We start from the raw sequence: 25244 nt of genomic DNA, 5'->3' as shown, positions 1-25244 counted from the left end.
CGCTAGCTATGACTGCATTTCACAAGAACAGATAGCACCTGTCCACTGTCATAACTTGCCCCAGAACTACAGAAAAACGCCCACACAGTTCATCCTGTGAGGGCGTATCATCGCGGTGCCACCTCAGTTATGGAGTTTTCATGCTCCACATCTCATTTATCTATTTGCAGTCATTTAGATCCCTTTTAGAACAAGGCAGCACACCGAGTCATAGCAAAGTAAGCTAACAAAGTAATAAAAGATCAACTAAAGGACAAAATATTGTCTCCAGCAGCCCATTTCATAACTTCTCCTGCCTGTTTACAGCACCACAGACTCTCTGAAAGGAGGAATGTTACTACTCTTCTGCTGGGTATTTTATTTTCGTTTTTCTAGATAGTCGGCAATAGCTGCCACATCCTTGTCTCCACGACCAGATACATTGATAATGATGATTTGGTCAGATGACAATTTTGGAGCTCGCTTGATGGCTTCAGCAATGGCGTGAGAGCTTTCAATCGCTGGCAAAATTCCTTCCTTTTGTGTCAAGAGGAGCAAGGCATCCACAGCTTCATCATCTGTCGCTGCCACGTATTCTACTCGACCAGAATCTTTAAAGAAAGCATGTTCGGGACCAACTCCAGGATAGTCCAAGCCTGCTGAAATGGAATAAACCGGTGCCACCTGACCATCTTCAGAAAAGACAGCGTAGGTCTTCATACCGTCCACTACTCCGACGCTTCCCTTGGTCATGGTAGCTGCGTGCTGGTCTGTATCAAGGCCTCGTCCAGCCGCTTCAACTCCCACTAACTTAACTTCTTCATCTGCCACATACTGAGAGAAGGCGCCTATAGCATTGGAGCCGCCACCTACGCAGGCAATAACATAGTCCGGCAAGCGACCCTCCTTGTCCAAAATCTGCCGACGTGATTCTTCACTGATCACCTTTTGGAACTCATGGACAATGGTCGGATAAGGGTGAGGTCCGACAGCAGAACCCAAAACATAGAAGGCTTCCAAATCACTCATCCAAGCTCCAAAGGCTGCATCCACCGCATCCTTGAGGGTTTTGGTTCCTGTTTCCACCGCGTGAACAGTCGCTCCCATCATTTCCATGCGGAAGACATTGAGGCGCTGGCGCTCTACATCCTCTGCACCCATGTAGACATCGCACTTCATACCAAACTTAGCTGCGGCTGCCGCAGTTGCCACACCATGCTGGCCAGCTCCAGTTTCAGCGATGACTCTGGTCTTGCCCATGCGCTTAGCTAGAAGAATCTGCCCCAAAACATTATTGAGCTTATGCGAGCCCAGATGATTGAGATCTTCCCGCTTCAGATAAATCTTAGCTCCACCCAGATGCTGAGTCAGACTTTCTGCAAAGTAGAGCGGGGTTTCCCGACCTGAATAGTCCGCCAAATAATGTCGATATTCATTTAAAAATCCTGGGTCATCCTTGTACTTCTCAAAAGTCGCTTCTAATTCATCCAGCAAGGCCTGGATAGGCTCTGGTACAAAGGAACCGCCGAATTGTCCAAAATATCCTTTAGTTTCTTTCATCTTCATTTCCTCTTTTCTTTATTTTCAAGCAAAACAAAAACCCACACACAGAAAAACTCTGTGTGAGGGCGTAAAATCGCGGTGCCACCTCAATCATGGAGTCAGTATAGACCACCTCCATATCTCTGCCTTGTCTAACAACAAGCTGCACTGTAAGGTGTGCTCACCGAATTTTTATTGCTTCAAATTCATTTTTTTGCATCAGCCCACTTCATAACCTTCCACTGCCTGTTTCCACCAACCACAGGCTCCCTGAAAGTAGAAAAAATTATTACTTTTCTGATGATTGTCTAAAATTATAAAGCTTCCAAAGTCTTTTGTCAAGAGAAAAAACGAAAAAAGAATCATTTTTTATAAAAAATTCTATAAAATCCGAACTTTTTCTTATCTAATTCCTCTTGAAAGCGTCATCTTGACGATTTTTCCAGATTTTTTGACCAAGCTGAAAAGCCCGCCAAGCCAGATAACCACCCAAAGTATTGGTCCAGAGATCATCAATCTCAAAGACTCGATTGGCGTTGATGAGAAGGTCCAGCAGAATCTGAGTCACTTCGATAAACAGACTCATCCCGAAGCTCAGCCATACAACCTTCTTGGTCTTCCGCAATTTTGGAAAGAGGCAAAGCAATTGAAAAACCAAGGGCGACAGCAGAAAGATATTGGCCAAATTTTGAACAAAAACCTTGACCAGCTGGATCCAAGAAGTGATCTCTCCAATATTGACAAAGGAATTAAACGGGACTAGCAAAACTACTATTCGGCCAAAGTACTGGATACCTGGTGTCTCCATTCCCGGCTCTGGAACCTGAGGAATAAAGCACAGGATGCAAAGCATCAAGAAATAGAGTCCGCATCCTCCTACTAGCAATTTCCGGCCTCGAGCTGTCAGCTCACCGTCTGAAGTCAGATAATTTTTAAGGCTGAACATTTTCAACAAGTGCTTTCTCACGATCTCGCTTCATGGTATTAGAACGCAACTGGCCGCAGGCTGCATCAATATCTGTACCATGCTCCTGACGAACCACGCAGTTGACTCCGTTTTTCTTGAGGGTGTCATAGAAGGCCATCACACGCTCTTTGGGACTGCGGCTGTATTGGTCGTGCTCGCTAACGGGGTTGTAAGGAATGAGATTGACATAAGATAATTTCTTGATGTTTTTCAGCAATTCTGCCAATTCCTTGGCCTGCTCCACTCCATCATTGACTTCATTGAGCATAATGTACTCAAAGGTCACCCGGCGGTTGGTGGTTTCGATATAATATTCAATGGCCGCAAAGAGCTTCTCAATCGGAAAGGCACGATTGATTTTCATGATACTAGAACGCAGTTCATTGTTAGGTGCGTGCAGTGAAACAGCCAGATTGACCTGCACGCCTTCATTGGCAAAGTCACGGATCTTATGAGCCAGCCCTGAAGTCGAAACCGTGATATGGCGGGCACCAATGGCCAAACCTTTATCATCATTGACCGTCCGGACAAACTTCAAGACATTCTTATAGTTATCGAAAGGCTCGCCAATCCCCATAACCACGATATGGCTGACCCGCTCGTCCTGACCACGCTCGTCAAAATACTTCTGCACCAGCATAATCTGCGCAACAATCTCACCATTATTGAGGTCACGTTGTTTTTTAATCAAACCAGAGGCACAGAAGGTACAGCCGATATTGCAGCCAACTTGGGTGGTCACACAGACAGAAAGTCCGTAGTGCTGGCGCATGAGCACCGTCTCAATCAGCATACCATCTGGTAGCTCAAAGAGGTACTTGATCGTACCGTCAGCCGACTCTTGGACAATACGCTGTTTAAGCGGATTGACAACAAACTGATCATTGAGCTTAGCAATCAAATCCTTGGACAGATTGGTCATTTCCTCAAATGACTGGACACGCTTGCGATAGAGCCACTCCCAAATCTGGGCAGCACGGAATTTCTTTTCTCCCTGAGCTTCCGCCCATTCAATCATTTCTTCTCGCGTTAAGCTATAAATCGATGGTTTCATGTTTCTCCTTTATTTCTGACGAATGACAAAATGGCGCTGCGATTGACTAGATGCTGCTTGCTTTGCCTGTTTGCCTTGTTTCTGTTGTTTGTTCTTGTTTGCCTTTGGACGATGCTTTTGCTGCTCATCCTTCGTTTTTTTAGAGCTACGTTCCCTAGAAATTTCTGGATGTTTTTTGCTGTCTGATTTTCTCTTATGATGGGATTTTTTGTCAAAGGCAGCCCGTCTTGGCTGAGCATTTTCCAAAACAAAATAGGCACAGCCATAATTACAATACTCTAGCAGATAGTCTTGTAAACGGCTGATTTTCTCTGCATTTTCCTTGGCTTTCTCATCCCGATAAAAACCGCGCAACCGCAACTGTTCATTGCCCCAATCGCCGACAATATAGTCAAATTTATTCAGAATTTCTGAAAAGCGTTGGTGAAAAGCCGTCAAGTCAAAGGCTTCTTTATAATTCTCCACCAATTCAAACTCAAATTTTTCTGCAATTATCTTGCTGCCCATTTGCTTAAATTCTGGGCCAGGGAATTTATTGTAATTATACAACTCAGGTGAAATTTCTTTACGCATACCTATCCTTTGTCACTCATCTATCTTACTTCATATTATTTTATCACAAAACAAGGGGAATTTATATTTTTTCAGAAGAAAAAGATCTTTCTGTAAAAAGTCAGACGATTTAATAAAAACTGCTAATCTTTTTTTAAAAAAGTCCTTCGTTTGCCTTTAAAAGACAAAAATCTTAGCCGAAACTAAGATTTTTTGGTTTTTTCTAAATAATCAATCGCGTCCTGAAGGGTTTTGACCGGCACGATTTTCATATCCGTTTTGATTTCCTTGGCTGCTTCAAGTGCCGCTTCATAGTTGGTCTTGGCTTTGGGATTAGCCTTTTTTTCCTCCTCGCTGACAGGATTATCTGGGGCAAAGAAGATTGTCGCTCCTATCTTGGCAGAAGAGACGACTTTTTTGTCAATCCCACCAATATCTCCAACCTTGCCCTCTCTATCTATACTACCAGTTCCCGCAATCACGCGGCCGTCTCGCAAGTCAGGATTGGCCAATTGAGTATAGATGGCTAGGCTAAACATGAGGCCAGCACTGGGACCACCGATACCTTCGGTCGAAAATTCAATCGGAACACTGCTGTTGACTTCCGTGCGGTCAATCAAACTAATACCAATTCCATTTTTCCCATTTTCCAGCTTGATGATTTTCCCCGTCGCTGTCTTAGTTTCTCCATCTTCCTCATAGGTCACCTTGACACTATCGCCCAAGGCCTGAGAATTCACATATTTAACCAAATCTTCCGAGCTTTCAAAGGTCTTGTCATTGACTCCCGTCACCGTATCTGCAATATTCAAAATCCCTTTAAAGGTCGAATTTGGAGCTACTTTCAGAACATAGACACCCAGATAGTTCATCTTGATGTCTTTTCCTGCAGCTTTGAGACCTTGGTATTTGGCCATATTCTGCGACGTTTCCATATAAAATTGGTTAATGCGCATATACTCAGCATCACTTGAGCCACCTGTCATATCCTGAGCCGAATAAATATCCGTAAAAGGCGTCAGCCAAGCATAGACCAGATGGGCAAAGGTCGCATGCTGGATCCCAACAGTTACAAAGTTGTAGGAACCCGGTGCTTGATCCTCTTTTCCGTCCACAGTCAGAACCTTCCGAATGTCTTCTGCTCCCCCAGGCACCTCAATGTAGTAAGGCAGTGGAACAATAAAAGAGAAAAGGAAGAGCACAAGCACGATAATCGAGGCTACTCCAGCACAACCAACTACTGTTAAACCACGTTTATTTTCCTTCGTCATCTTTTTCGGATTTGTCATGTCATTATTCATCTTTTTTCTCTAACTCCTCGATCACACTCGCTGGTACATAGGCAGAAAGATCCTGCTGAAAAGCGATCAATTCCCGCATCGCTGAAGAACTGATATATCGGTAAGCCGGCTGACTCAGCAAAAAAACGGTCTCCAAATCAGGTGCCAATTCCTTATTAAAAAAATGCAGGCCAGCTTCATAGTCCAAGTCCTGACCGTTGCGTAAACCGCGGACAAGAGTAGTCACACCCAGCCTTTTTGCCACATCGACCGCCAATTCATCATGCGAAGTGATGACTTCCACATTTTCCAAATGCGCCAAAGCCGCTAGAACCATCCTTTTTTTCGCATGGATGCTAAAAAATCCTTCTTTGTGAGGATTGTAGAAAATTCCCACATACAAGCAATCAAATAACCGACTGGCACGCTCAATCAAGTCCACATGTCCGTTGGTAATGGGATCAAATGACCCTGTAAAGAGCCCAATTTTATCTGACATAGACCGTCACCTTTGAAATTCCATATATTTTTTGCTTCCAGATACCCAAGTCTGCGATTTCTTCTGGCAAATCAACCGACTTATCCGTCTCGCAAACAACCATAATATCCTCGCTCAAGAGCTTGCGCTCCGCCATTTTCTCAATATCCACAATAATCTGCTCCTTGGCATAGGGCGGATCCAGCAGAACCAGATCAAACTGGCCAGTCAAATGCTCCAGGGCTCGACTCGACTCCATCTTGAGCAGCTCAAAGCGCGCTGCTTCCTTGGTCATGGCAATATTTTCCGCCACGATAGCTTGCGCCCGCCGATCTTTTTCAACCAAAACAGCCGACTCCATGCCTCGAGACACCGCCTCAATCGCCAGACTACCGCTGCCTGCATACAAATCCAGCACCCGACCACCATCAAAATAAGGCCCAATCATGTTAAAAATCGCGCCCTTGACCTTATCTGTCGTAGGTCGCGTTGTCTTGCCATCTAATGTCTTGAGGGGTCTGCCCCCATACTTTCCCGAAACAACTCTCATAAAAAATATTATAACAAAAATATTGAAAAGCTGATAGTAATTGCTAAGGCTGGGCTTTATTCTCTAGCAAAAAACGGAAACAAGGCTATTTCCGTTCTAAGTCTGTTTTAGAGTTATTTCGCCGAAGACTAAAATGGTCTGGCACTGGATCGTCCCCTTCCTCGGACCAGGGATGACAGCGACCAATTCTGGCCAAGCCCATCAGCACCCCCTTGGCTCCGTGTTTTTCAATGGCTTCAATCATGTAATTGGAACAGGTTGGCCGAAAACGGCAGGAAGGCGGAAAGGCAGGGGAAATAAAGCGCTGGTAAAGTCGAACCGGCGCTATCAATAGTTTCTTAATCATTTTTTCTTAGTTTTGGTCACAGCCAAATTATGCAACTGGCTGACTTCCTTTTTACTCAATCGACGTGCTTCACCCGGCTTGAGGCCAGTCAAATCCAAATGTCCAAACTGAGTCCGTGAAAGCTTGTCCACAGGCAGCCCCACAGCTTCAAACATCTTCTTGACCTGATGATTACGCCCTTCGTGGATGGTCAACTGAACCACTGAGCGATTCTTCACGGGATCGACTTTCAGAATCTCATAGACTGCTGGCTTGGTTTTCTTACCCTCTATGACCAGACCGCGAGTCAGCGGACGCAGAACTTCCTTATTGGCCACACCCTTGACACGCGCCACATAGACCTTGTCAATTTCATTCCGCGGGTGAATCATTTCATCCGTGAAATCACCGTCATTGGTCAAAATCAAGGCACCAGAAGTGTCCCAGTCCAATCGGCCAACGGGATAAATTCGCTCCTTGACCTGCGGCAGCAAATCAACGACTGTCTTACGCCCCTTGTCATCGGTCACGCTGGAAATCACCCCGCGCGGTTTGTTGAGCAGGTAGTAGACCTTTTCTTCATTGTAGATAGGCTGACCTTCTACTTCCACTCGGTCGCCCGACTTGATGGTCGTCGCTAGCTCACGCACTACCTGACCATTCACGGTCACCAGCCCCTGCTTGATCAACTCCTCAGCCTTTCTCCGACTGGCAATTCCCGCATGGGCAATGTATTTATTGATTCTCATCGATATTATCCTTTCACAAGATACAAAGACCATTTTCACAACTTTAACAGCTGGAAAAATGGTAAATAGGGGAAGCAGTGCCTCCCTCAAAGCTTGAAAGCGTTCAGAAAACGTCCCTTATAGAATGAACTTGTCATTCTCCGAAAAGTTGACTTTCTTCAGCAATGAGCTCCGCTTCGTCCACAATCGGCAATTCGTCCAAATGATTGATGCCCATATAGTCCAGAAAATAATCCGTCGTCACATAAAGATTGGGACGGCCAATGACTTCCTTCTTACCATCTTCCCGAATCAGCTCAAAGGCTAGTAACTTCGAAATCGCCCCGCTGGAATTGACCCCACGAATATCATCAATCTCCACCCTTGTTATGGGTTGCTTGTAAGCAATGATCGACAAGGTTTCCAGTGCCGCTCGGGATAAGCTTTGGTTAATCGGCGCCCGCGAATACTCTCGTAAAATCTCAGCAAATTCAGGCTTGGTGACCAACTTATAAGTCTTTGACGTTTCCAGCAAGGTCAAGCTGGAGTCAGGATTCGCCTGATAGTTCTCCGCCAATTTTTCCAAACTCTGGATGACACCAGTCGGCGGCAAGGAGAGAATTTCTGATAGCTGATGAACTTTCAGACCGTCTTCCCCCGCCACAAAAAGCAGGGCTTCAATCTCTGCTAATTTACTCATTCTTTCTTCCTACTAAATAAATATTTCCAAAGTTCTCCTCCTGAATGACCTGCACCTCCTGCACCTTGACCAACTCCAAGGTTGCTAGAAAGAGCGTAATCACTTCATTCATGTCTTTGGTTTCTGCAAAAATATCCTGCAGGGCAAGACGTTTGTGAGCCTGACAGCGCTGGCGCACCACTTCCATCATGTCCTCGATCTTGTACTCATCTCGCACAATGGTCGTATGACTTTTGGAAAACTCCTCCTGCTTCTTGGTCATCACCTTGGAAAAAGCCAAAAAGAGATCTACAGCTGTCTTGTCATGCAGGAGTTCAGCATCTTCATAGACCAGCTCCAGCTTGGGCTTAGAGTAGTAAAGAGCACGGTCTTCATGCTGGAGGGACATTTTCTGCCCCAGCAGCTTGAACTTCCGATATTCCTCAATCTGACTCAGCAAATCCTGTTCCAGATCATCTTCCAGATCCACCTGATCAACCACCTTGGGCAAGAGCTTGCGACTCTTAATCAGCATGAGCTGACTGGCCATGACCATGTATTCTCCCGTCACTTCCAGCCGCATAGCCTGCAAAGTAGACACATAAGCCAGGTACTGCTCGATAACCTCGGTAATGGGTACATCGTAAATATCCATCTGATACTTGGATACGAGGTGCAGCAACAAGTCCAGCGGCCCCTCAAAATCTTTTAACTTGATATCCATTCTTATCTGTATTTTTCTAATGTAATCACTGTCTTCAAGCCCAAATCACGAGCAATGTCATAGATACCGACACCCTTTTCCCGCTGGCGAAGGATAAATTGCTCTCGCAGGCTTTGGGCTGACAAGCTGGCCTGCCCCTGCTCAATCAAAAAAGCTTCCAGCTGGCGAAAGCCCCATTGGCGCGAATAGGACTTTCCATTCTTTTCAAATAAATAAGTTCCTGTCAAATAATCGCCCAACTCGCTCGTCAGACATTCAGGGATCTTAATAATCCGCTTCTGCCCAGCCTTTTCGATCCGCAAAACCTGAAAATCAAGATTGACATCTTCAACCTTGACCTGCAGGATTTCACTTGGCAAGAGCCCCATTTCCAAAATCAAGAGCGCTATCAGCCGGCCTTGTGGTACCGCAGAAGTTTCCCAAAAGGCTGATAAGTCTATCAGCTCGCTTCCCAGTTCCTTGGAAATAGCGACTTTGGGCAGAGTCAAGCGGTGAAATTCACCAATCATCTTGTTCTCGTAAAGATAGTAAAGAAATTGATTGACCGCTGAGAGCTTCCGCTTCTGGACAGCCGCCTTGAAATCCTTGATAGAGGCTTGATAAATCCGCAAATTGGTTTCCGTCACCTTGCTGTGGATTTCATTGACAAATTGCTCCAGATCGTAGGAATAGGCTAATTTTGAATTTTCTGAGATATTTTTTTGTTCTAAAAAAGGGGTGATTTGTTCTTTCATTTTTTGGAAATCTCATACTGACTCGTGAAGGTATGCATCAACGAGTTAACAGCTTTTAAAATCGACTTTCTAGTAATGATACCATAAAAATGTTGTTTTTTATCCACAACAGGCAAGAAAGACTCATCCACCAGCTTGTGCAAAACGTCCGCAATCTTGTAATCTGGCTCGACCGTCAGACCATCCTTTCGTGTCATGTGGACAATGTCCATAGACATAAACTCTTCCTCTGCCAGCTCATGCTGCATCCGATAGGCCATGATGTCCGTCAGAGAAATGGTGCCAACGAACTTTTTCTCTGCAGTCACCACTGGAATGCGTGAATAAGTCATCTGGCTAAGCAAGAGAATAGCATGATCCACATTGTGCGTGTCAATCATGACCGCCAGATTCTCCCCCGGCGTCAAAAAAGTGTCTTCATGTTGCAGTAGATAATCTTCAAATTCCTTAGCAATCATCGGGCAAACTCCTTAGACAAGCTTGGATAGAGCTCATGATTTCGCGTATAGAAATCAATTTTAAAACGGTCATCGTCAATCTCTACCTTAGCGTAAAGACGTTCGTTGATTGAGCCACGAGGCTGGCTAATGGAGCCCGGATTGAGAAAGAGAGTCTTCCCTTGTATCCAAGCATCTGGAACATGCAAATGGCCATAGAGACAAATATCTGCCCCTACTTCTTGAGCCCACAGATCCAGTTTTTGGAAGCTAAAGTTGATATTGAAAAGGTGCCCGTGGGTCTGGGCAATAATAGTCCCATCCAAATCTGTCACCAGCCGCTCTGGATAACCAGGATAAAAGTCCATATTGCCCGCCACGACATGAATCCCTTTCCAGACTTCATCCTCAAAAGGTAACTCTGAGTCTCCATCATGGAAAATAGCATCGACTTTTCCCAGATACTGATTTTTAATTTCTTCGACAATGGCACGGTCCCCATGGGAATCGCTCATTACGATGATTGTTTGCTTTGCCATGCTGGAAATACCTCCATTAATTTTTGCACTGCTTGCGCACGATGGGACTGGGCATTTTTCTCTTCAATTGTCAGTTCAGCTGACGTTTTTCCTGTCTCTCCGACCAAGAACAAAGGATCATAGCCAAAGCCATTTTCACCTTTTGGCTCATGGGCAATGTAGCCTGGCCAATCCGCTTCGACCACCAAGGATTCCTTATCTGGACTTGCGACCACCAGAGTCGTGTGGAAATGAGCAGAGCGGTCTTTAATATCAAAGACCATGGCCAGTTCATGTAGGAGCTTGATATTGTTTTCGTCATCTGTCGCACCAACACCAGCAAAGCGAGCGGACCAGACGCCTGGTAGGCCGCCTAAGACATCCACTTGCAAGCCGGAATCATCTGCCAAAACCATTTTGCCAGTCAACTGACTAATCGTTTCAGCCTTGAGGCGGGCATTTTCTTCAAAGGTCATGCCTGTTTCAGCCACTTCTGGCAAATCAGGATAGTCATTCAGGTTTTCCACCTCGTAGCCCAACTTCCCGAAAAGCTTACGAAATTCTGCTGTCTTGCCCTCATTCCGAGTCGCAATCAAAAGAGTATCCTTGACATCTTTTGCTCCAAGAAAGGCTTGTAAATCCACACCAGTTTGTGGCAGATGGACATAGAGCAATTTCCCCCCTTCAACCAAGAGAAGGGCTCCCTGTCGCTGCAACAATTCTAGCTTTCGGTCCGTTTCCTGGTTTAAAATATCCAGCAAGAAGGTCAAAAAGCGAAAGGCTGAGCCATAGCGAATGACCGTGATATTTAAGGGCAGGCCTAGCTCTTCTTCTGCCAAAACACTCTCTAAACGGTCTAAAATCTCAGAAGCTTCTGCTGGCACCTGCTCGAACTCACTGTAAGAGGCACTTTGTCCCCATTCAGCTACATACCAGTCAGAGGCATCCTTGTATTCATAAATATTTTTTGTCATAAGGTCACATGCTCCACATTGACTTTCAGATTCAGCCAGTTTTCTGCGATTTCCGCAAATCTCTTAGCATTGGCTGTAGTATAAAAACGATGGTTCAGTTCGTGCTTTTCGCGGCTACGATTGATTTCGAAATAATTGAGCAGGACAGAAATATCCCGTACACACTCAGCCCCGCTGTCAATCAGCTTGACGCTCGGCCCCATCATATTTTGAATAATCGGCCGCAACAAAGGATAATGAGTACAGCCCAAGACAAGGGTATCCACCTTGCCCGCCAGAGGATGAAGTGTCTCATAGACTACCTTTTTAGTCAGGCTAGACTGGAGCTCATTTGACTCCACCAGCGGGACAAACTTAGGACAAGCTAAACTCTGCACCTCCATCTCGGGAGATAGAGCCTCAATCTTTTTTCGGTAAATGTCGGACTGAACCGTCATAGGAGTCCCGATAACCCCTATCTTGCCACCAGTCGTAGACTTGATAGCAGCGCTGGCTCCGGGCAAAATCACACCGAGGACAGGAATGTCCAACTTAGCCTTGACTTCCTCCCAGACAACAGCTGTGGCAGTATTGCAAGCAATAACAATCATCTTGACATCCTTGGTCAAGAGAAAATTGACCAACTGCCAAGTATAGTCTCGAATCTGATCCGCCGGCCTAGGACCATATGGAGCCCGAGCCGAATCACCTATATAAACCACTTCCTCATGGGGGAGTTGCCGCATCAATTCACGGACAACAGTCAGACCGCCCACCCCAGAGTCTAAAAATCCAATCGGTCGGTTATCCATACAGTCTTCTTTCTAAAACAAGGGATTGGAAGCCTAGCCCAAATCCCCATTTTTTATATAGAAATCTCCGTCTGCCACCAAAGGGCGGCTGAGAGAAGCTTATTTTTTGTTTTTATTTTTAGCAACTGCTGCTTTTTGTTGGTTGATGATTTGACGGTAAACTTGTTGAACGCGTGCTTCACTTGGTTTTTGACCATTGGCACTGAGCAACATCCGCACTGCTTCTACATTAAGACGTGGATTTTCCGCAAATTCCTTTTCGACCTGACGGCGAAGCAAGTACATACCAAGTAAAATCCCACCAAAGAAAGCCAGCATAATCAATAAAATTGCTAACAATGTATTCATAATAATCCGAACTCCTGTTTCATTTTTTACATTACTCTTTATTATACCAAATTATCTCTATTTTTCAAAATCAAAGCCATAGAGAGTCGCGAAATAATCTTCTGGCCTCTCTGCCCGGCGAATCATGCGAGCCTGACCATTTTCCTCTAGGAGAATCTCGCTAGAGCGTAGTTTGGCATTGTATTGATAGCCCATGGAGAAGCCGTGGGCACCAGTATCGTGAATGACCAGCGTATCGCCAATCTGACTGACAGGCAGCTCCTGCTGGATGGCAAATTTATCGTTGTTTTCACAGAGGCTGCCGACCACATCAACAATCTCCGTCGGTCCTTCTGGCCGATCCATATTGGTAATATGGTGATAAGCTCCATACATAGCGGGACGCAGGAGATTGACCGCAGAAGCATCCACTCCCAGATAGGTCCGATAAGTTTGCTTTTTGTGAGTCACCTTGGTCACCAAGAGACCGAAAGGCGCCAGCATAAAACGGCCCAGCTCAGTGAAAATCTTGACCTGCCCCAGACCAGCTGGTGTCAGGATTTCCTCATAAGCCTGACGAACTCCTTGGCCGATGACCGCAATGTCATTTTCCTCGCCATCAGGCTGATAGTTGACTCCGACACCGCCAGACAGATTGATAAAGTCTAGCTTAATTCCCGTCGCTTCTAATACCTCAACCGCTAGCTCAAAAAGCTGACGCGCCAGTGCTGGATAGTAGTCATTGCTGACAGTATTGGAGGCCAAGAGAGCATGAATGCCGAATTTCTCTGTTCCCAGTTCCTTGAGGTCTTTGAAAGCCTGAATCAGCTGCGCCTTGGTCATACCAAACTTAGCTTCCTCTGGATGATCCATGATGCTGGTGCCCAGCTCAAAGACACCGCCGGGATTGTAGCGACAAGAGATCACCTTGGGAATCCCAGCCACTTCCTTCAAGAAAGCCACGTCTTCGTAAGCATCTAGATTGATGATCGCGCCCAGCTCCCGCGCCAGACGAAATTCCTCAGCTGGCGTATTATTGGACGAAAACATGATCTCGTCCCCAGCAAAGCCCAGCTTTTGGCTCATAAGCAGCTCCACATAGCTAGCACAGTCCACCCCACAGCCCTCTTCCTTGAGGATTTTTAAAATAGCAGGATTTGGTGTCGCCTTGACGGCAAAATATTCCTTAAAACCAGCATTCCAAGCAAAAGCCTCATGCAAAGCCCGCGCTCTCGCTCGAATCCCCTTCTCATCATAGAGATGAAAGGGAGTTGGAAATTGCGCGGTCAGCTCCGCCAAACGCTCACGACTGATAAATGGAGTTTTCATACACGCTCCTACTTTCTCTTTTACTGACAATATTATACCACAAGTGTGAGTTTGGGAGGAGAAAAAATAGACTCCAGAATTTCGATAATGGTTTTATCCATCACAGAAACTCTGGAGCTTTTAAGCCATAAAGCTGGAAAAGATTTATATGGAATAAGTTAGACACTAGAACATCAGATTCATTTCTGTACGCACTCTGAACTCGTTGGTCTGTTCAAATCCCAACTCAATTCCCCCAACACCTGAGAAGAAAGCTGCAATGTTGTACTTCTCAGGTCGGTTTGAGCTTACAGGATTTGTTAGGTAGTAAGCTGATTTCTAAAATATTGTCTTTTCCAATATAAATCAACATATTATTGAATTGTATATGTTTTTCGAGATTTGTTGGACTTCATTTTACATCCCCAAATCAAACATTTTAGTTAAATGCAAACATGAAATAGAACACCTTCTAGCTTACCGTACTATAATTTATTCATGAATCTTCTTTTGGATTTCGGAATAGATCCTCTGATTTTTAGTAATAGAAGAGGGAAGAGTCTTATGATATTCTTTGTTTGAATCAATGGTATGCTTCACTAAGTCAATTGCCTCCTTTATTAATACCTTATTGGTTTTTCTTTGACTTCTTTTTTTCAAATTACCTACAATATTTAATAACAATATATCTGCTGTATTAATAAATAGATATTCATTACTTAATTTTACAAATTCATCATTATCAATTCCCATAAAATCTGCAAATTCAGGATTATTTTTATTACGTCTATTTTTACGGTAAGATGTAATTATTTTAGCGATCTCTTCATACATTGTATATGATTCAATAACCTTTTCAGCGGTCATATGCATAAGTATTTCATTGATTATATCTTGTGAATACAGACCACCTTTCTGTCTTTTAGCAAGAGCTGCATGTTTATTTATATAGTACCCTGTATAATACTGTATAACATTTTCCAATTTTATAATAGTTTTATTTTTAACAATATCATTATCGACATATTTTGCTTTATGTTTGGCTTCATTTATTTGTCGTTCTAAAAAATAATCATATTCTAAAAGCGCAGTTTGCAAGTCTCGTACAATTGAATTATTAGCAATAAAATAACTACTCTTTACAGGATTTTGCGAATTCAAAAATTCTGTAATTTTTGATCGTTGCTCATAATCAGATATTTCAATGATTCTCGTCAATATATCTACATCTTCACTTAATTTGCCTTCTTCATTCAACTGATACAAACTTGTAACTGTTTGACAACCATTAACAATGGATGCACCAACTATTGTCAATAGTTGAGATGTTGGGCTTGGTGTAAATTTATCGCAAATAAAAGTAATTCCATTATTATATAGGTAGAACATACTCGCTTCTTCAGAAGAGGCTGTCTTCTTCATACCATTGTTTACAGATGAATTTTTCTCCAATAACCTTACATTTTCATCAAAAATGACACCAATAACATCTTTAATATTCTCTACTAAAGCTTTTGCATTAATCACACCTACAGATGAGGTAATTCCATTATTAGAGTATGCTGGTTGCATAGTCTTAAACGGTATTCTCACTTCTAAAGATGTATTACGTTGGATTTTTTCATAAATATTAGAAATCTCATTTTTTGAAAAGTATTCTACATCTATCTTTGCACCTGTATTACTTTTAAAAATAGAAACAAAATTATTTATTTGTTCCCTATTAGCATCAGCTACAATTCCTTTATTAAAAGACACAAAATTAATTTTGAAATATTGTATTTCAGCATCATTTAATGAGTCTTTGAAATTTTTAAAAGAAGAATTAGATTGTTCCACAGAAACATTACTTGATGGTTCTACTAGCGTGTTAAAACCATTCAGGGTTTTTAGAATATCACCCTGTTTAATTTCTTCATTGAGCGTTTTGGCACTACTCGGAAACTTAAACTGAAATATCTCTAAAGACTTATTTTCTTCATTATGAATGATAGCATCTATCCCATTATCACCATTTCCATCAATTATAGATTCTGCAACCTCTTGTTCAGACATCTCATATTGATTTTCTAAAAACCAATGAGCAAAAGCAAGTGATAAATTAGCATAATTTTGCTCTGTTTTAATAATTTCTAATTTCTCAACTATCTTGTTATAGTAAGATTCATATTTTGTAATTACCATTTTATTTTCCCTCCTCAAGTTTCTTCATCTCATCAATACGCGCCACTGTCACATCATATTTAGCTTGGTAGTCGGCTTGTTTGTCGCGTTCTTTTTGGACGACTTCTGGTTTAGCGTTGGCTACGAAGCGTTCGTTAGAGAGCTTCTTACCAACCATGTCCAGTTCTTTTTGCCATTTAGCCAGTTCCTTGTCGAGACGAGCAAGTTCTTCTTCGACATTGAGGAGGTCAGCCAGTGGCAAGTAGATTTCTGCTCCTGTGATGACGCTTGACATTGCGAGTTCAGGTGCAGGGATAGTTGATGCGATTTCCAAGTGTTCTGGATTTGTGAAGCGTTTAATGTAGTTGACATTGCTGTTAAAGAAGGCTTCCAAGTCGCTATCGCTTGTCTTAACAAGGATGGTGATAGGCTTACTTGGTGCTACGTTTACTTCTGCACGCGCATTACGAACAGCACGGATTAAGTCTTTGAGACTTTCCACACCAGTATGAGCCGCAAGGTCTTCAAAGGCTGGGATGACAGTTGGGTACTCTGCTGTAACGATAGAACCTTCTGAGATTTGTCCAAAGATTTCCTCTGTCACGAATGGCATGATTGGGTGAAGGAGACGAAGGATCTTGTCCAAGGTGTAAAGGAGAACAGAACGTGTGATGACTTTCTCTTCTTCGTTATCGCTATAAAGGACTTCCTTGGTCAACTCAACGTACCAGTCCGCAAACTCATCCCAGATGAAGTTATAGAGGATGTGTCCAGCTACACCAAACTCAAACTTGTCAAAGTTAGCAGTCGCTTTGCCGATAGTTTCGTTGAGGTTGTGGAGAATCCAGCGGTCTGTGACATTTCCAGCTTCCTTGTTGGCAACTTTTTCGACATTGGCAGTTGCTTGCTCGAGGGTCAAACCTTCATTGTTCATGAGGATATAGCGAGAAATGTTCCAGATCTTGTTAATGAAGTTCCATGAAGCATCCATTTTCTCGTAAGAGAAGCGCACGTCTTGGCCTGGTGCAGAACCGTTTGAAAGGAACCAACGAAGGGCATCGGCACCGTATTTCTCGATGACATCCATCGGGTCAATCCCGTTTCCGAGAGACTTAGACATCTTGCGTCCTTGCTCGTCACGAATGAGACCGTGGATAAGAACGTTTTGGAATGGCTGACGGCCAGTGAATTCCAAGGATTGGAAGATCATACGAGACACCCAGAAAAAGATGATGTCGTAGCCTGTTACCAAGGTTGAAGTTGGGAAGTAACGTTTAAAGTCTGCTGAGTCAACATCTGGCCAACCCATGGTTGAGAATGGCCAGAGGGCAGAGCTGAACCACGTATCCAAGACATCTTCATCTTGAGTCCAGCCGTCGCCTTCTGGAGCTTCTTCACCGACGTACATTTCACCCTCGGCATTGTACCAAGCAGGGATTTGGTGACCCCACCAGAGCTGACGTGAGATTACCCAGTCATGGACATTTTCCATCCATTGAAGGAAGGTATCGTTGAAACGAGGTGGGTAGAATTCTACCTTGTCCTCTGTGTCTTGGTTGGCAATCGCATTTTTCGCCAATTGGTCCATCTTGACGAACCATTGCGTAGACAAGCGTGGCTCAACCACTACACCCGTACGCTCTGAGTGACCAACACTGTGGACACGTTTTTCGATTTTAACAAGGGTACCGATTTCTTCCAACTTAGTAACGACTGCCTTACGAGCTTCAAAACGGTCCATACCTGCAAATTCAAAGGCCAAGTCATTCATAGTTCCGTCGTCATTCATGACGTTAACTTGTGGCAAGTTATGGCGTTGACCAACCAAGAAATCGTTTGGATCGTGGGCAGGTGTGATTTTCACGACACCTGTACCAAACTCAGGATCTGCGTGCTCGTCCCCAACGATTGGGATCAATTTATTAGCGATTGGCAGGATAACGTTTTTACCGATCAAGTCCTTGTAGCGTGGGTCTTCTGAATTGACCGCAACGGCAACGTCCCCAAACATAGTCTCAGGACGAGTTGTCGCCACTTCAAGGGCGCGTGAACCATCTTCCAGCATGTAGTTCATATGGTAGAAGGCACCTTCGACATCCTTGTGGATCACCTCGATATCAGAAAGAGCTGTGCGAGCTGCTGGATCCCAGTTGATGATAAATTCACCACGGTAAATCCAGCCTTTCTTGTAAAGGTCCACAAAGACCTTGCGCACGGCTTTTGACAAGCCTTCGTCAAGAGTGAAACGCTCACGAGAGTAGTCTACAGAGAGCCCCATCTTGCCCCATTGTTCCTTGATGGTCGTCGCATATTCGTCTTTCCATTCCCAGACTTTCTCTAGGAATTTTTCACGCCCCAGGTCGTAACGGCTAATACCCTCACCACGCAAGCGCTCCTCAACCTTAGCCTGAGTCGCAATCCCCGCGTGGTCCATCCCTGGCAACCAAAGGGTATCAAAGCCCTGCATGCGCTTCTGACGGATGATAATATCCTGCAAGGTTGTGTCCCAAGCGTGACCAAGGTGGAGTTTCCCAGTTACGTTTGGTGGTGGAATCACAATCGAATAAGGCTTGGCCTTTTGATCTCCTGAAGGCTTGAAAACATCGGCATCAAGCCATTTTTGATAACGCCCAGCCTCAACCTCGGCTGGATTGTATTTAGGTGAAAGTTGTTTAGACATGTGTTTGCTCCTTAATTTCTTTTTTTAAATTTTTTATATACTAATCTTCTAGTTTGCTTGTTTTGATGTTTAGTTAAAGTCTCATTATATAAATCAACAAAATTGTCAAGTTTATATAGACAGAGGAAATCTCCAATTTTGATAAATAACTTTCCTATAAAATTGTGACTTAAAGAATTATTTCTTGAAAAGTAAAATCTAGAAAAGGCATAAATTAAAATAATTACAACAGTTGTACCAAAAAATGTATAAAACCTCATCGTTCCTCTTTCAAAAAAAGTTGAGTTAGATTTTTCAATTAAAACACTAGAAAAAAGAAGCGACAAATATAGGATAAAAGTTGCGATATAAGAAATTATTTTATTTACTTGCCATCTATATTCTAACTTAGCAGGAATCTCTATCTTTGTATCCCCCTTATTCAAGAATATAAGAAATTCCCTAGAATTTATGTAGTTCCATAATACTAAAAGACTTGTAGCTAACGCCCACCATTTAATGTCAAAAATCCCAACAATAAATAAACTCACATAAATTGTAACAGATAATAACGTTAGTGATATAAAACTTAGCTCAGTAAGAATCATCATTGTAGAAATCATTAAGCGTAATAACCCTAACGTTGTAATTATACTACTTATTTCTCTATTTGGTTTATTATTAGAAAATAAGCTTAGTAAAAACAAACAAAACATGATTAAACTAATTGAGAAAAATATTTCTCTGAAAAAAGAAACATATTGTTTATATATACTACTTTTATGCAAATAATTTATTCTTTTGTCTCTTGGTCTATAACAAACAAGGTAAAATAATAATATTATTGCAAAAATCCAAGCATAAATATTTAAACCTAGTAATTTTATNCTCTTTACTAATGTAGTCTTATCCATCATAACTATTATCACAAGCATTATGAGAGACAATAACGGTTTGATTCCAATATCGTTCAAAAAATCAAATATATTCTTTTTGCTAGACTTGATTATTTTATAACCTCCTTTCAAAAAGTACATCTTCTAATCCAATTGGTAAACATTAACCATTCGGAAATTGCGAACAGTTGGAAGTGTATGATTTATTTACAAGTCAATGAACCTCAACTCGTGTAAATTTTGTACTTGTTCAATTTCATAGTGTCTGCATCCCCCACTCACTCCTCAGCAAGCCATAAGCCAATTCTGCACAGCGATTGCCTCGGGCATCTTTGCGGTCTCGGATGCGAGCTTCAAGGGTGAAGCCAAGTTTCTCAGCGACTCGCTGACTTTGTTTATTGTAATCAAAGCATCGAATTTCAACCTTGTGAAGTTTAAGAATGGTAAAAGCAACTTCTATCAAAGCACTGACGGCTTCTGGTACATAACCCTTCCCCCAATAATCTGGATGCAGGAGGTAGCCAATTTCAAAGACATCATCTTCATGGCGATGATTGAAGTCACAAGAGCCAATGACTCGGTCATCCCCCTTAACTGTAATACCATAGCCAGACGGAAGTTCCTTCTTTTCTAGATTTTCAAAATAGCGATTTTCAAAATAATCACGTTCTGCTGCCAAGCTATCTACAGGAGGAAAGCCAGCTGGATAACAGACTTCAGGCAGACCAGCATAAGCAAACATATCCTCCACATCATCTGCCGTTCGCTGACGCAATATCAATCGCTCAGTTTCCAACCTTGGCAACTCTTTGCCATTATAAGATTCAAGAAGTTTCATTCAGACCTCCTTTCCGTAACATAAAAATAATCCCTTCCTAGTCAGACTAGAAAGGGACGAATGTGTTATCCGCGGTACCACCCAATTTCGGGCAGAAGCCCGCAACTTTTCTCTTCTTCTTTCTCTTTTATGACGGCGTTAAGTCGCTTTGGCATACGTTAGTATAGCCTGCAGCTCGCTGCCTAGTCCTAAAAGGAAACAAAAAGACACTTTTATTTCAATTTATCATCTCATCAGCAACCAGCTTTGACACATTTGTGGACTTCTCAGCACCGCCACTTTCTGTAAAATGCTTGACTCAAAACACCTCTGATGAACTTATTCTATCACCTTTCCAGCGAAAAATCAATAATTTCTCTCACCCAAAAGCCCGTCTGGCAGGTCGTGAAATGCTTTGCCCGACTGATAGTTGGCGAATTTCCCTAAAAGGAACTGGTAGGCATCTAGACGACTCTCATAGCGAATGGCCGCTTCCTTGGCCCGCTCATCCTGGTCCGCCTCGTAGACTGCCTGACTCTCCTTGAGGGCCATCTCGTTAATCATGACCTGGGTCTTGACCCAAGCTTCAAACTCCTGTAAAAATTCCTGTTCGTAACTCATGTTTCTCACTTTCTAACTGCAAATACCTAGTCCAAATCTCGGTAAAAATCACTGTCAATGTCACGGAAGGGCTGAATATCCTGCACATACTCCAGCACCCCCTGAAATTCACCAGCCTCATCTCGCACTGCCGCATAGGTCACATGGACAAACTTGCCCCGCGATTCCGACTTAAACCACATCTCAAACTTGTCCCGCTCTCCCTCACGCAGAGCCTTGAAAATCCGACGCACCTTGTCCAAAAGCTTGGGCGGGTGACAGAGCTCAACATTGCGCCCTATCTGGGACGGCGTTCGCTTGAAAATCATCTCATCCGCCGGCACACTGTCATTATAATACTGGAAAATATCGTCCTTATTGACAAAGGTAATCTCCATGGGCAAATGGTCCAAAATCAGATTGGCCTCCGCCACCGACAGATAGCCATGACCAAAAGGCTGCTGAGAGTCCCGATTAAAGGCTGGCTCCTTCTTTTCCTTGGGCTTAAAGGAAATAGTGACCTGACCATCTGGTGTATCAATGACCTGCTCAAACCTGCCATCACTAGTCTGCTCCGTACTGGCTGGCGCTTCGCTTCCTTCATCAGCAGCATCCCCAGCTTCCTCCTCCGAGAATGAGTGACGCGCAGGGATCCATTTCTCCGTCGGCTTGATGATAGCATAGCCATAAGCATCGCTCTCCTCAGCAATCTTAAGCCAGTCATCCTGAGTAAAGGATTCAAGAAGAATCATCAGTAAAATAGACTCTTCCTTAAAAATCATAGCTTCAAACTCAGCAGCAAAAGTCTCAAACTTGTCCTTGACTTCTTGAATCGAAGTATCAGGCAGCTGCTCTGCAGCAATCTTAGCCTCTTGGAAAAGGTCACGAATCTGGTCATCTACCCCCCACATGACCTTGGGCGGCGAATCGTGGCCGTAGCTCTCCATGATAGGAAACATGAGCTCTTCCTTACGCTGATAGTGGACATCAAACTGTCCCACCAAACTCAGCTGGCGCTGGAGTCCCTTGCGGATTTCTGGAAGAAGGTCCTCATCTTCTGTACTTTCATAGGTGGATAGGAGCCTGCGAACCCGCATAAGGGCAGCCCGAAGCGCTAGATTTTCCTGCTTGAAGATCTGAACCGGATGGCCTGGATGGTCGGTATCAACCACCTCCACATCCTGAATGGCACCTTTAAAGAGGTTGGCATGGACATTGCAGAGGGACATGACATCTTCAAATGTCACTCCCGTATCTGAGTTCATCAGCTCATGCTCCATCAGGCTGATCTCGATAGCGGACACACCAGCAAAATGCTCATTAAAGAGCTCCTGAACGGACTCCGCCGAAGCTCCCTTATGTAGGTCCAGCAAGATAGACTTGAGGACTTCAATGCGTTCAGTAGCCATTTCTAAATCCCCACCACTTCATAGCCGTTCAATTCCAGCGTTTGCTTGATTTTATTCAGGTCAATGCCATTCATGCTGGCTCCTTTTTTGATAGAAACCACGCGCCCGACTGTATTGCGCATGACGGGATTGGCCAGAGGCTTAAAGCCCAACTCGACCAAAACATCCAAAACCTCTGGCTGCTTCTCAATCACTTCTGCCACTGGGATAGACAAATCAATTACATTATCCATATGCTCTACCTCCGTGTATTTTTTATTATTATATCACAAAAGATGCATCCTATAAAAATCCTTCCCACACTTGCTCAAATTCGATCTTAGAGAATATAACAAATTCTAATAGGCTATAAGTTATTGTTATAAGGACACTGATCAATTTAGTTTCACAAGGAAAAGCTAGTCCTATCAATCGCTTCTGAGATTTTTTTCACAAACCACTATCTTTTGACAGTCTACAGCTTCATTGAAAAAGCTTTACTATAGTGATATAATGATTTTAAATACAGAATAAAGGAGATGCCTTATGTCTATTACAGAGTTGTTGAACATCAAGTACCCTATCTTCCAAGGAGCTATGGCTCAGATTTCCCACTACCAACTGGCGGCAGCTGTTTCTGAAGCTGGTGGGCTGGGAATCATCGCTTCAGGAGGAATGACGGGTGAGCAGTTGCGCGAAGAAATCCGTGAACTGCGTAAATTGACTGACAAGCCATTTGCCGTCAATGTTATGCTCATGATGAAAAATATCAAGGAGATTGTAACAGTCATCATTGAAGAAAAAGTTCCTGTCGTAACGACTGGGGCTGGTACACCGAAATTCATCATGCCTTATCTGAAAGATGCAGGTATCAAGGTAATCCCTGTTATTGCCAGTGTCAAACACGCGCAAAAAATGCAAGAACTCGGAGTTGATGCTGTGATTGCCGAAGGTTCTGAAGCTGGTGGTCACATCGGTGAAACCAATACTATGGCTCTCATTCCTCAGATTGTCGACTCAGTTGATATTCCAGTCATCGCTGCAGGTGGGGTTGCTGATGGTCGTGGTCTCGCTGCTGCCTTTGTCCTCGGTGCGCAAGGGGTTCAGATGGGAACTATCTTCCTAGCTTCAGAAGAATGCCCAATTGCCGCAGCTTACAAGGATGCCATTGTCGCAGCCAATGACACTGCTACTGCCGTTACTGGTCGTATTGCTGGTGCGCCAGTTCGTTGTATCCGCAATGAAATGACTGACCACTATATCGAACTAGAAAACAAAGGCACCAATCGTAATGAACTCGAAGAAATCACCATCGGTTCTCTTTCTAAAGCTGTTTATGAAGGAGATACCGTACATGGCTCTATGATGAGTGGCCAAATCGCAGGCTTAGTCAAGAAAATTCGTCCATGTAAAGAAATCCTCGATACAATCGTTGCCGATGCCCAAAAGGTTCTCCAAAACACTGAAATCAAGCTATAATCCTCTAACTCAAAAGAGAGTGGGACAGAAATCGGTAATTCGTTAGAATTCGATTTCGTCGTCCCACCTCCGTACAGTTGAGTAGGGCTGTAAAAGCTGATGAAATCGGCGTAATAGAGCCCACTCAACCACTGCGTCTTACTCGACATTCCAAAGACAATTGAGAGGCTAGGACTTTTGTCCCAGCCTCTTTTGCTGTTCATTTAGGCTTGTTTTTATCGTTGCCTCAAATATGCTTCAACAAATCGCTCTTCTACTTGTCTTTTTTGACCAATTTCACCACTGCTTCGGTTCGTGTTGTCTTTCCCTTGAGAATAACATCTTTTAATCCTACCATTGATAGATATTCATTAAGTTTTTCAATATCTAAACTAAGCCCTTATATTTGCTATTAACTTCAAATTTTTATAAGCATCAAGATGACCATAAAATAAAGGTTCCAAAACTAATCCTATTCTAGATAATATATTTTCGGAATTCTGTTCTACGGTTTGATTAAAAATAGTTATTTCCCCAGAATATGGTTTTAAAATCCCTAGAATCATTTTGATAATTGTAGTTTTTCCAGCTCCATTTGGTCCAACAAAACCATATACTTTTCCCTTCCTTAAATAAAATGAAGTGTTATGAATAACGTCAGTATCTTTAAAGCTTTTTGTTACATTAATAATTTCAACTATAGCCATCCCTACTCCTTAGCTTACAGCAAGAAATTATGCTTAATTCTTATCGTTTTTTGTAAGAAATCAGCGAACCCAATAATATTCCATTCAACAATCCTAAAGAAATACCATATTCAACTGGAGAATCTAAAAAAATTGCAAACACTATTCCAATCATCATCCCTAGTGAGGCTGCTATTGAAATCACATCTTCATTTTCTTTCTTCATTTTCTTTACACCTCATTTCCTTTTTGTATATAAGCTGTAGTACTCTCCACCAATAGCCATTAAGAACTTATGATTTCCTGACTCAACATTCTTACCATCTTTTATTACAAAAATAATATCCGTATCCTTAATCGTTGACAATCTATGGGCTATAATTATTTGAGTACAGCCCTGGCTCTGTATATACTTTGTTATTCTCTCCTCATTAATAGTGTCTAATGCACTAGTTGCTTCATCTAAAATTACAATACTAGGATTATTTATTAATGCACGTGCCAGTGCTATCCGTTGTCTTTGACTACCTGAAATATTTGACCCCATCTCTGAGATGATAGTATTAAATTTCATCGGCATAGCCACGATTTCATCATACAACAATATTATCCATTACCAACAATAAAATT

28 protein-coding genes and 1 other annotated feature are annotated in these 25244 nt (G+C 43.0%); of the genes, 1 reads left to right on the top strand and 27 read right to left on the bottom strand.

Translation table 11 applies throughout. The features are described from left to right. Positions 1-357: 357 nt before the first annotated feature. The 24 genes from trpB to D8791_RS03145 all read right to left on the bottom strand — a co-directional run bounded on the left by trpB (position 358) and on the right by D8791_RS03145 (position 22724). A complete protein-coding gene (gene trpB, locus D8791_RS03265) occupies positions 358-1539 on the bottom strand; it encodes a tryptophan synthase subunit beta (protein WP_125446230.1) in 1182 nt (393 codons plus the stop codon). A 61-nt stretch (positions 1540-1600) separates the two neighbouring features. After that, positions 1601-1839 (bottom strand) — a binding site (T-box leader). An 88-nt stretch (positions 1840-1927) separates the two neighbouring features. After that, complete coding sequence (locus D8791_RS03260; protein WP_125446229.1) at positions 1928-2467, bottom strand: VanZ family protein; 540 nt, start codon at positions 2465-2467, stop codon at positions 1928-1930. Further along, positions 2454-3542, bottom strand: coding sequence for a dual-specificity RNA methyltransferase RlmN (gene rlmN / locus D8791_RS03255; protein ID WP_125446228.1), 1089 nt, complete (start codon positions 3540-3542; stop codon positions 2454-2456). The genes D8791_RS03260 and rlmN overlap by 14 nt, the downstream gene beginning before the upstream one ends. A 9-nt stretch (positions 3543-3551) precedes the next feature. Further along, positions 3552-4115 carry a YutD family protein gene (locus tag D8791_RS03250; RefSeq protein ID WP_125446227.1) on the bottom strand — a complete coding sequence of 188 codons (564 nt, stop codon included), beginning with the start codon at positions 4113-4115 and terminating at the stop codon, positions 3552-3554. A 182-nt stretch (positions 4116-4297) separates the two neighbouring features. Continuing rightward, the gene (locus tag D8791_RS03245) at positions 4298-5395 is read right to left on the bottom strand and encodes a SepM family pheromone-processing serine protease (protein WP_376739475.1); all 1098 of its coding nucleotides are present in this window, start codon (positions 5393-5395) and stop codon (positions 4298-4300) included. Further along, entirely contained in the window at positions 5388-5873 is a 486-nt protein-coding gene (gene coaD / locus D8791_RS03240; protein ID WP_125446226.1) for a pantetheine-phosphate adenylyltransferase, read from the bottom strand. The genes D8791_RS03245 and coaD overlap by 8 nt, the downstream gene beginning before the upstream one ends. Beyond that, positions 5863-6402, bottom strand: coding sequence for a 16S rRNA (guanine(966)-N(2))-methyltransferase RsmD (gene rsmD, locus D8791_RS03235; protein ID WP_125446225.1), 540 nt, complete (start codon positions 6400-6402; stop codon positions 5863-5865). Before rsmD ends, coaD begins: the two co-directional genes overlap by 11 nt. 85 nt (positions 6403-6487) lie before the next feature. Further along, positions 6488-6748, bottom strand: a complete 261-nt coding sequence (gene yidD, locus D8791_RS03230) for a membrane protein insertion efficiency factor YidD (RefSeq protein ID WP_185760545.1) — start codon at positions 6746-6748, stop codon at positions 6488-6490. Further along, positions 6745-7476 carry a pseudouridine synthase gene (locus D8791_RS03225; protein ID WP_005592340.1) on the bottom strand — a complete coding sequence of 244 codons (732 nt, stop codon included), beginning with the start codon at positions 7474-7476 and terminating at the stop codon, positions 6745-6747. Before D8791_RS03225 ends, yidD begins: the two co-directional genes overlap by 4 nt. 133 nt (positions 7477-7609) lie before the next feature. Next, positions 7610-8155: an SMC-Scp complex subunit ScpB gene (scpB, locus tag D8791_RS03220; protein WP_005590827.1), complete on the bottom strand. Its 546-nt coding sequence runs from the start codon at positions 8153-8155 to the stop codon at positions 7610-7612. Then, complete coding sequence (locus D8791_RS03215) at positions 8148-8858, bottom strand: segregation/condensation protein A (protein ID WP_125446224.1); 711 nt, start codon at positions 8856-8858, stop codon at positions 8148-8150. The genes scpB and D8791_RS03215 overlap by 8 nt, the downstream gene beginning before the upstream one ends. A 2-nt stretch (positions 8859-8860) precedes the next feature. Beyond that, the gene (gene xerD, locus D8791_RS03210; RefSeq protein WP_005590831.1) at positions 8861-9592 is read right to left on the bottom strand and encodes a site-specific tyrosine recombinase XerD; all 732 of its coding nucleotides are present in this window, start codon (positions 9590-9592) and stop codon (positions 8861-8863) included. Then, the gene (gene cbpB / locus D8791_RS03205; RefSeq protein ID WP_125446223.1) at positions 9589-10050 is read right to left on the bottom strand and encodes a cyclic-di-AMP-binding protein CbpB; all 462 of its coding nucleotides are present in this window, start codon (positions 10048-10050) and stop codon (positions 9589-9591) included. The genes xerD and cbpB overlap by 4 nt, the downstream gene beginning before the upstream one ends. Further along, positions 10047-10568, bottom strand: a complete 522-nt coding sequence (locus D8791_RS03200) for a metallophosphoesterase (protein WP_125446222.1) — start codon at positions 10566-10568, stop codon at positions 10047-10049. Before D8791_RS03200 ends, cbpB begins: the two co-directional genes overlap by 4 nt. Continuing rightward, complete coding sequence (locus D8791_RS03195; protein ID WP_125446221.1) at positions 10544-11521, bottom strand: nucleoside-triphosphate diphosphatase; 978 nt, start codon at positions 11519-11521, stop codon at positions 10544-10546. The genes D8791_RS03200 and D8791_RS03195 overlap by 25 nt, the downstream gene beginning before the upstream one ends. Then, positions 11518-12312 carry a glutamate racemase gene (gene racE, locus D8791_RS03190; protein WP_125446220.1) on the bottom strand — a complete coding sequence of 265 codons (795 nt, stop codon included), beginning with the start codon at positions 12310-12312 and terminating at the stop codon, positions 11518-11520. The genes D8791_RS03195 and racE overlap by 4 nt, the downstream gene beginning before the upstream one ends. Before the next feature lie 99 nt (positions 12313-12411). Next, positions 12412-12660, bottom strand: coding sequence for a YneF family protein (locus D8791_RS03185; RefSeq protein WP_015605536.1), 249 nt, complete (start codon positions 12658-12660; stop codon positions 12412-12414). Positions 12661-12717: 57 nt separating this feature from the next. Beyond that, positions 12718-13968: a diaminopimelate decarboxylase gene (locus tag D8791_RS03180; RefSeq protein ID WP_125446219.1), complete on the bottom strand. Its 1251-nt coding sequence runs from the start codon at positions 13966-13968 to the stop codon at positions 12718-12720. 471 nt (positions 13969-14439) lie between these two features. Continuing rightward, the gene (locus D8791_RS03175; protein WP_125446218.1) at positions 14440-16131 is read right to left on the bottom strand and encodes an AIPR family protein; all 1692 of its coding nucleotides are present in this window, start codon (positions 16129-16131) and stop codon (positions 14440-14442) included. A gap of 1 nt (position 16132) precedes the next feature. Further along, positions 16133-18790: a valine--tRNA ligase gene (locus D8791_RS03170; protein ID WP_125446217.1), complete on the bottom strand. Its 2658-nt coding sequence runs from the start codon at positions 18788-18790 to the stop codon at positions 16133-16135. A gap of 1131 nt (positions 18791-19921) precedes the next feature. Continuing rightward, positions 19922-20503, bottom strand: coding sequence for a GNAT family N-acetyltransferase (locus D8791_RS03160; protein ID WP_125446216.1), 582 nt, complete (start codon positions 20501-20503; stop codon positions 19922-19924). Between the two features lie 345 nt (positions 20504-20848). Further along, positions 20849-21103, bottom strand: a complete 255-nt coding sequence (locus D8791_RS03155) for a DUF1912 family protein (RefSeq protein ID WP_125446215.1) — start codon at positions 21101-21103, stop codon at positions 20849-20851. A gap of 26 nt (positions 21104-21129) precedes the next feature. Further along, complete coding sequence (locus D8791_RS03150) at positions 21130-22491, bottom strand: DUF438 domain-containing protein (RefSeq protein ID WP_125446214.1); 1362 nt, start codon at positions 22489-22491, stop codon at positions 21130-21132. 2 nt (positions 22492-22493) lie between these two features. After that, positions 22494-22724, bottom strand: a complete 231-nt coding sequence (locus D8791_RS03145) for a DUF1858 domain-containing protein (protein ID WP_005590851.1) — start codon at positions 22722-22724, stop codon at positions 22494-22496. A 292-nt stretch (positions 22725-23016) separates the two neighbouring features. Here D8791_RS03145 and D8791_RS03140 point away from each other — a divergent pair, with 292 nt between their 5' ends. Further along, complete coding sequence (locus tag D8791_RS03140; protein ID WP_125446213.1) at positions 23017-23949, top strand: nitronate monooxygenase; 933 nt, start codon at positions 23017-23019, stop codon at positions 23947-23949. Between the two features lie 371 nt (positions 23950-24320). Here D8791_RS03140 and D8791_RS03125 read toward each other — a convergent pair whose 3' ends face one another. From D8791_RS03125 to D8791_RS03115, 3 genes are read right to left on the bottom strand one after another with little or no spacing between them, the layout of a single operon-like run. After that, positions 24321-24635 carry an ATP-binding cassette domain-containing protein gene (locus D8791_RS03125; RefSeq protein WP_260473500.1) on the bottom strand — a complete coding sequence of 105 codons (315 nt, stop codon included), beginning with the start codon at positions 24633-24635 and terminating at the stop codon, positions 24321-24323. A gap of 40 nt (positions 24636-24675) precedes the next feature. Further along, positions 24676-24840: a hypothetical protein gene (locus D8791_RS03120; RefSeq protein ID WP_125446212.1), complete on the bottom strand. Its 165-nt coding sequence runs from the start codon at positions 24838-24840 to the stop codon at positions 24676-24678. Between the two features lie 12 nt (positions 24841-24852). After that, on the bottom strand, positions 24853-25194 hold the full coding sequence (locus D8791_RS03115; protein WP_260473503.1) for an ATP-binding cassette domain-containing protein: 342 nt from the start codon (positions 25192-25194) through the stop codon (positions 24853-24855). Positions 25195-25244: the final 50 nt, after the last annotated feature.

The organism is Streptococcus cristatus, assembly GCF_003943515.1.
GTDB classification, from domain to species: Bacteria; Bacillota; Bacilli; order Lactobacillales; family Streptococcaceae; genus Streptococcus; species Streptococcus cristatus_D.
Note: the sequence above shows the minus strand (reverse complement) of the source record. Positions and strands in the feature narration are given on the sequence as shown.

What these genes read in the sequence shown, in the direction of transcription:
- D8791_RS03145 (WP_005590851.1), bottom strand. Translation starts at nt 22,724, where the DNA reads ATGGATAATGTAATTGATTTGTCTATCCCAGTGGCAGAAGTGATTGAG.
- D8791_RS03200 (WP_125446222.1), bottom strand. Translation starts at nt 10,568, where the DNA reads ATGGCAAAGCAAACAATCATCGTAATGAGCGATTCCCATGGGGACCGT.
- D8791_RS03155 (WP_125446215.1), bottom strand. Translation starts at nt 21,103, where the DNA reads ATGAGTTACGAACAGGAATTTTTACAGGAGTTTGAAGCTTGGGTCAAG.
- D8791_RS03180 (WP_125446219.1), bottom strand. Translation starts at nt 13,968, where the DNA reads ATGAAAACTCCATTTATCAGTCGTGAGCGTTTGGCGGAGCTGACCGCG.
- yidD (WP_185760545.1), bottom strand. Translation starts at nt 6,748, where the DNA reads ATGATTAAGAAACTATTGATAGCGCCGGTTCGACTTTACCAGCGCTTT.
- D8791_RS03120 (WP_125446212.1), bottom strand. Translation starts at nt 24,840, where the DNA reads ATGAAGAAAGAAAATGAAGATGTGATTTCAATAGCAGCCTCACTAGGG.
- scpB (WP_005590827.1), bottom strand. Translation starts at nt 8,155, where the DNA reads ATGAGTAAATTAGCAGAGATTGAAGCCCTGCTTTTTGTGGCGGGGGAA.
- D8791_RS03160 (WP_125446216.1), bottom strand. Translation starts at nt 20,503, where the DNA reads ATGAAACTTCTTGAATCTTATAATGGCAAAGAGTTGCCAAGGTTGGAA.
- D8791_RS03260 (WP_125446229.1), bottom strand. Translation starts at nt 2,467, where the DNA reads ATGTTCAGCCTTAAAAATTATCTGACTTCAGACGGTGAGCTGACAGCT.
- D8791_RS03185 (WP_015605536.1), bottom strand. Translation starts at nt 12,660, where the DNA reads ATGAATACATTGTTAGCAATTTTATTGATTATGCTGGCTTTCTTTGGT.
- D8791_RS03125 (WP_260473500.1), bottom strand. Translation starts at nt 24,635, where the DNA reads ATGGCTATAGTTGAAATTATTAATGTAACAAAAAGCTTTAAAGATACT.
- trpB (WP_125446230.1), bottom strand. Translation starts at nt 1,539, where the DNA reads ATGAAAGAAACTAAAGGATATTTTGGACAATTCGGCGGTTCCTTTGTA.
- D8791_RS03175 (WP_125446218.1), bottom strand. Translation starts at nt 16,131, where the DNA reads ATGGTAATTACAAAATATGAATCTTACTATAACAAGATAGTTGAGAAA.
- racE (WP_125446220.1), bottom strand. Translation starts at nt 12,312, where the DNA reads ATGGATAACCGACCGATTGGATTTTTAGACTCTGGGGTGGGCGGTCTG.
- D8791_RS03195 (WP_125446221.1), bottom strand. Translation starts at nt 11,521, where the DNA reads ATGACAAAAAATATTTATGAATACAAGGATGCCTCTGACTGGTATGTA.
- D8791_RS03250 (WP_125446227.1), bottom strand. Translation starts at nt 4,115, where the DNA reads ATGCGTAAAGAAATTTCACCTGAGTTGTATAATTACAATAAATTCCCT.
- cbpB (WP_125446223.1), bottom strand. Translation starts at nt 10,050, where the DNA reads ATGATTGCTAAGGAATTTGAAGATTATCTACTGCAACATGAAGACACT.
- rsmD (WP_125446225.1), bottom strand. Translation starts at nt 6,402, where the DNA reads ATGAGAGTTGTTTCGGGAAAGTATGGGGGCAGACCCCTCAAGACATTA.
- D8791_RS03115 (WP_260473503.1), bottom strand. Translation starts at nt 25,194, where the DNA reads ATGCCGATGAAATTTAATACTATCATCTCAGAGATGGGGTCAAATATT.
- D8791_RS03170 (WP_125446217.1), bottom strand. Translation starts at nt 18,790, where the DNA reads ATGTCTAAACAACTTTCACCTAAATACAATCCAGCCGAGGTTGAGGCT.
- rlmN (WP_125446228.1), bottom strand. Translation starts at nt 3,542, where the DNA reads ATGAAACCATCGATTTATAGCTTAACGCGAGAAGAAATGATTGAATGG.
- coaD (WP_125446226.1), bottom strand. Translation starts at nt 5,873, where the DNA reads ATGTCAGATAAAATTGGGCTCTTTACAGGGTCATTTGATCCCATTACC.
- D8791_RS03225 (WP_005592340.1), bottom strand. Translation starts at nt 7,476, where the DNA reads ATGAGAATCAATAAATACATTGCCCATGCGGGAATTGCCAGTCGGAGA.
- D8791_RS03215 (WP_125446224.1), bottom strand. Translation starts at nt 8,858, where the DNA reads ATGGATATCAAGTTAAAAGATTTTGAGGGGCCGCTGGACTTGTTGCTG.
- D8791_RS03140 (WP_125446213.1), top strand. Translation starts at nt 23,017, where the DNA reads ATGTCTATTACAGAGTTGTTGAACATCAAGTACCCTATCTTCCAAGGA.
- xerD (WP_005590831.1), bottom strand. Translation starts at nt 9,592, where the DNA reads ATGAAAGAACAAATCACCCCTTTTTTAGAACAAAAAAATATCTCAGAA.
- D8791_RS03245 (WP_376739475.1), bottom strand. Translation starts at nt 5,395, where the DNA reads ATGAATAATGACATGACAAATCCGAAAAAGATGACGAAGGAAAATAAA.
- D8791_RS03150 (WP_125446214.1), bottom strand. Translation starts at nt 22,491, where the DNA reads ATGGCTACTGAACGCATTGAAGTCCTCAAGTCTATCTTGCTGGACCTA.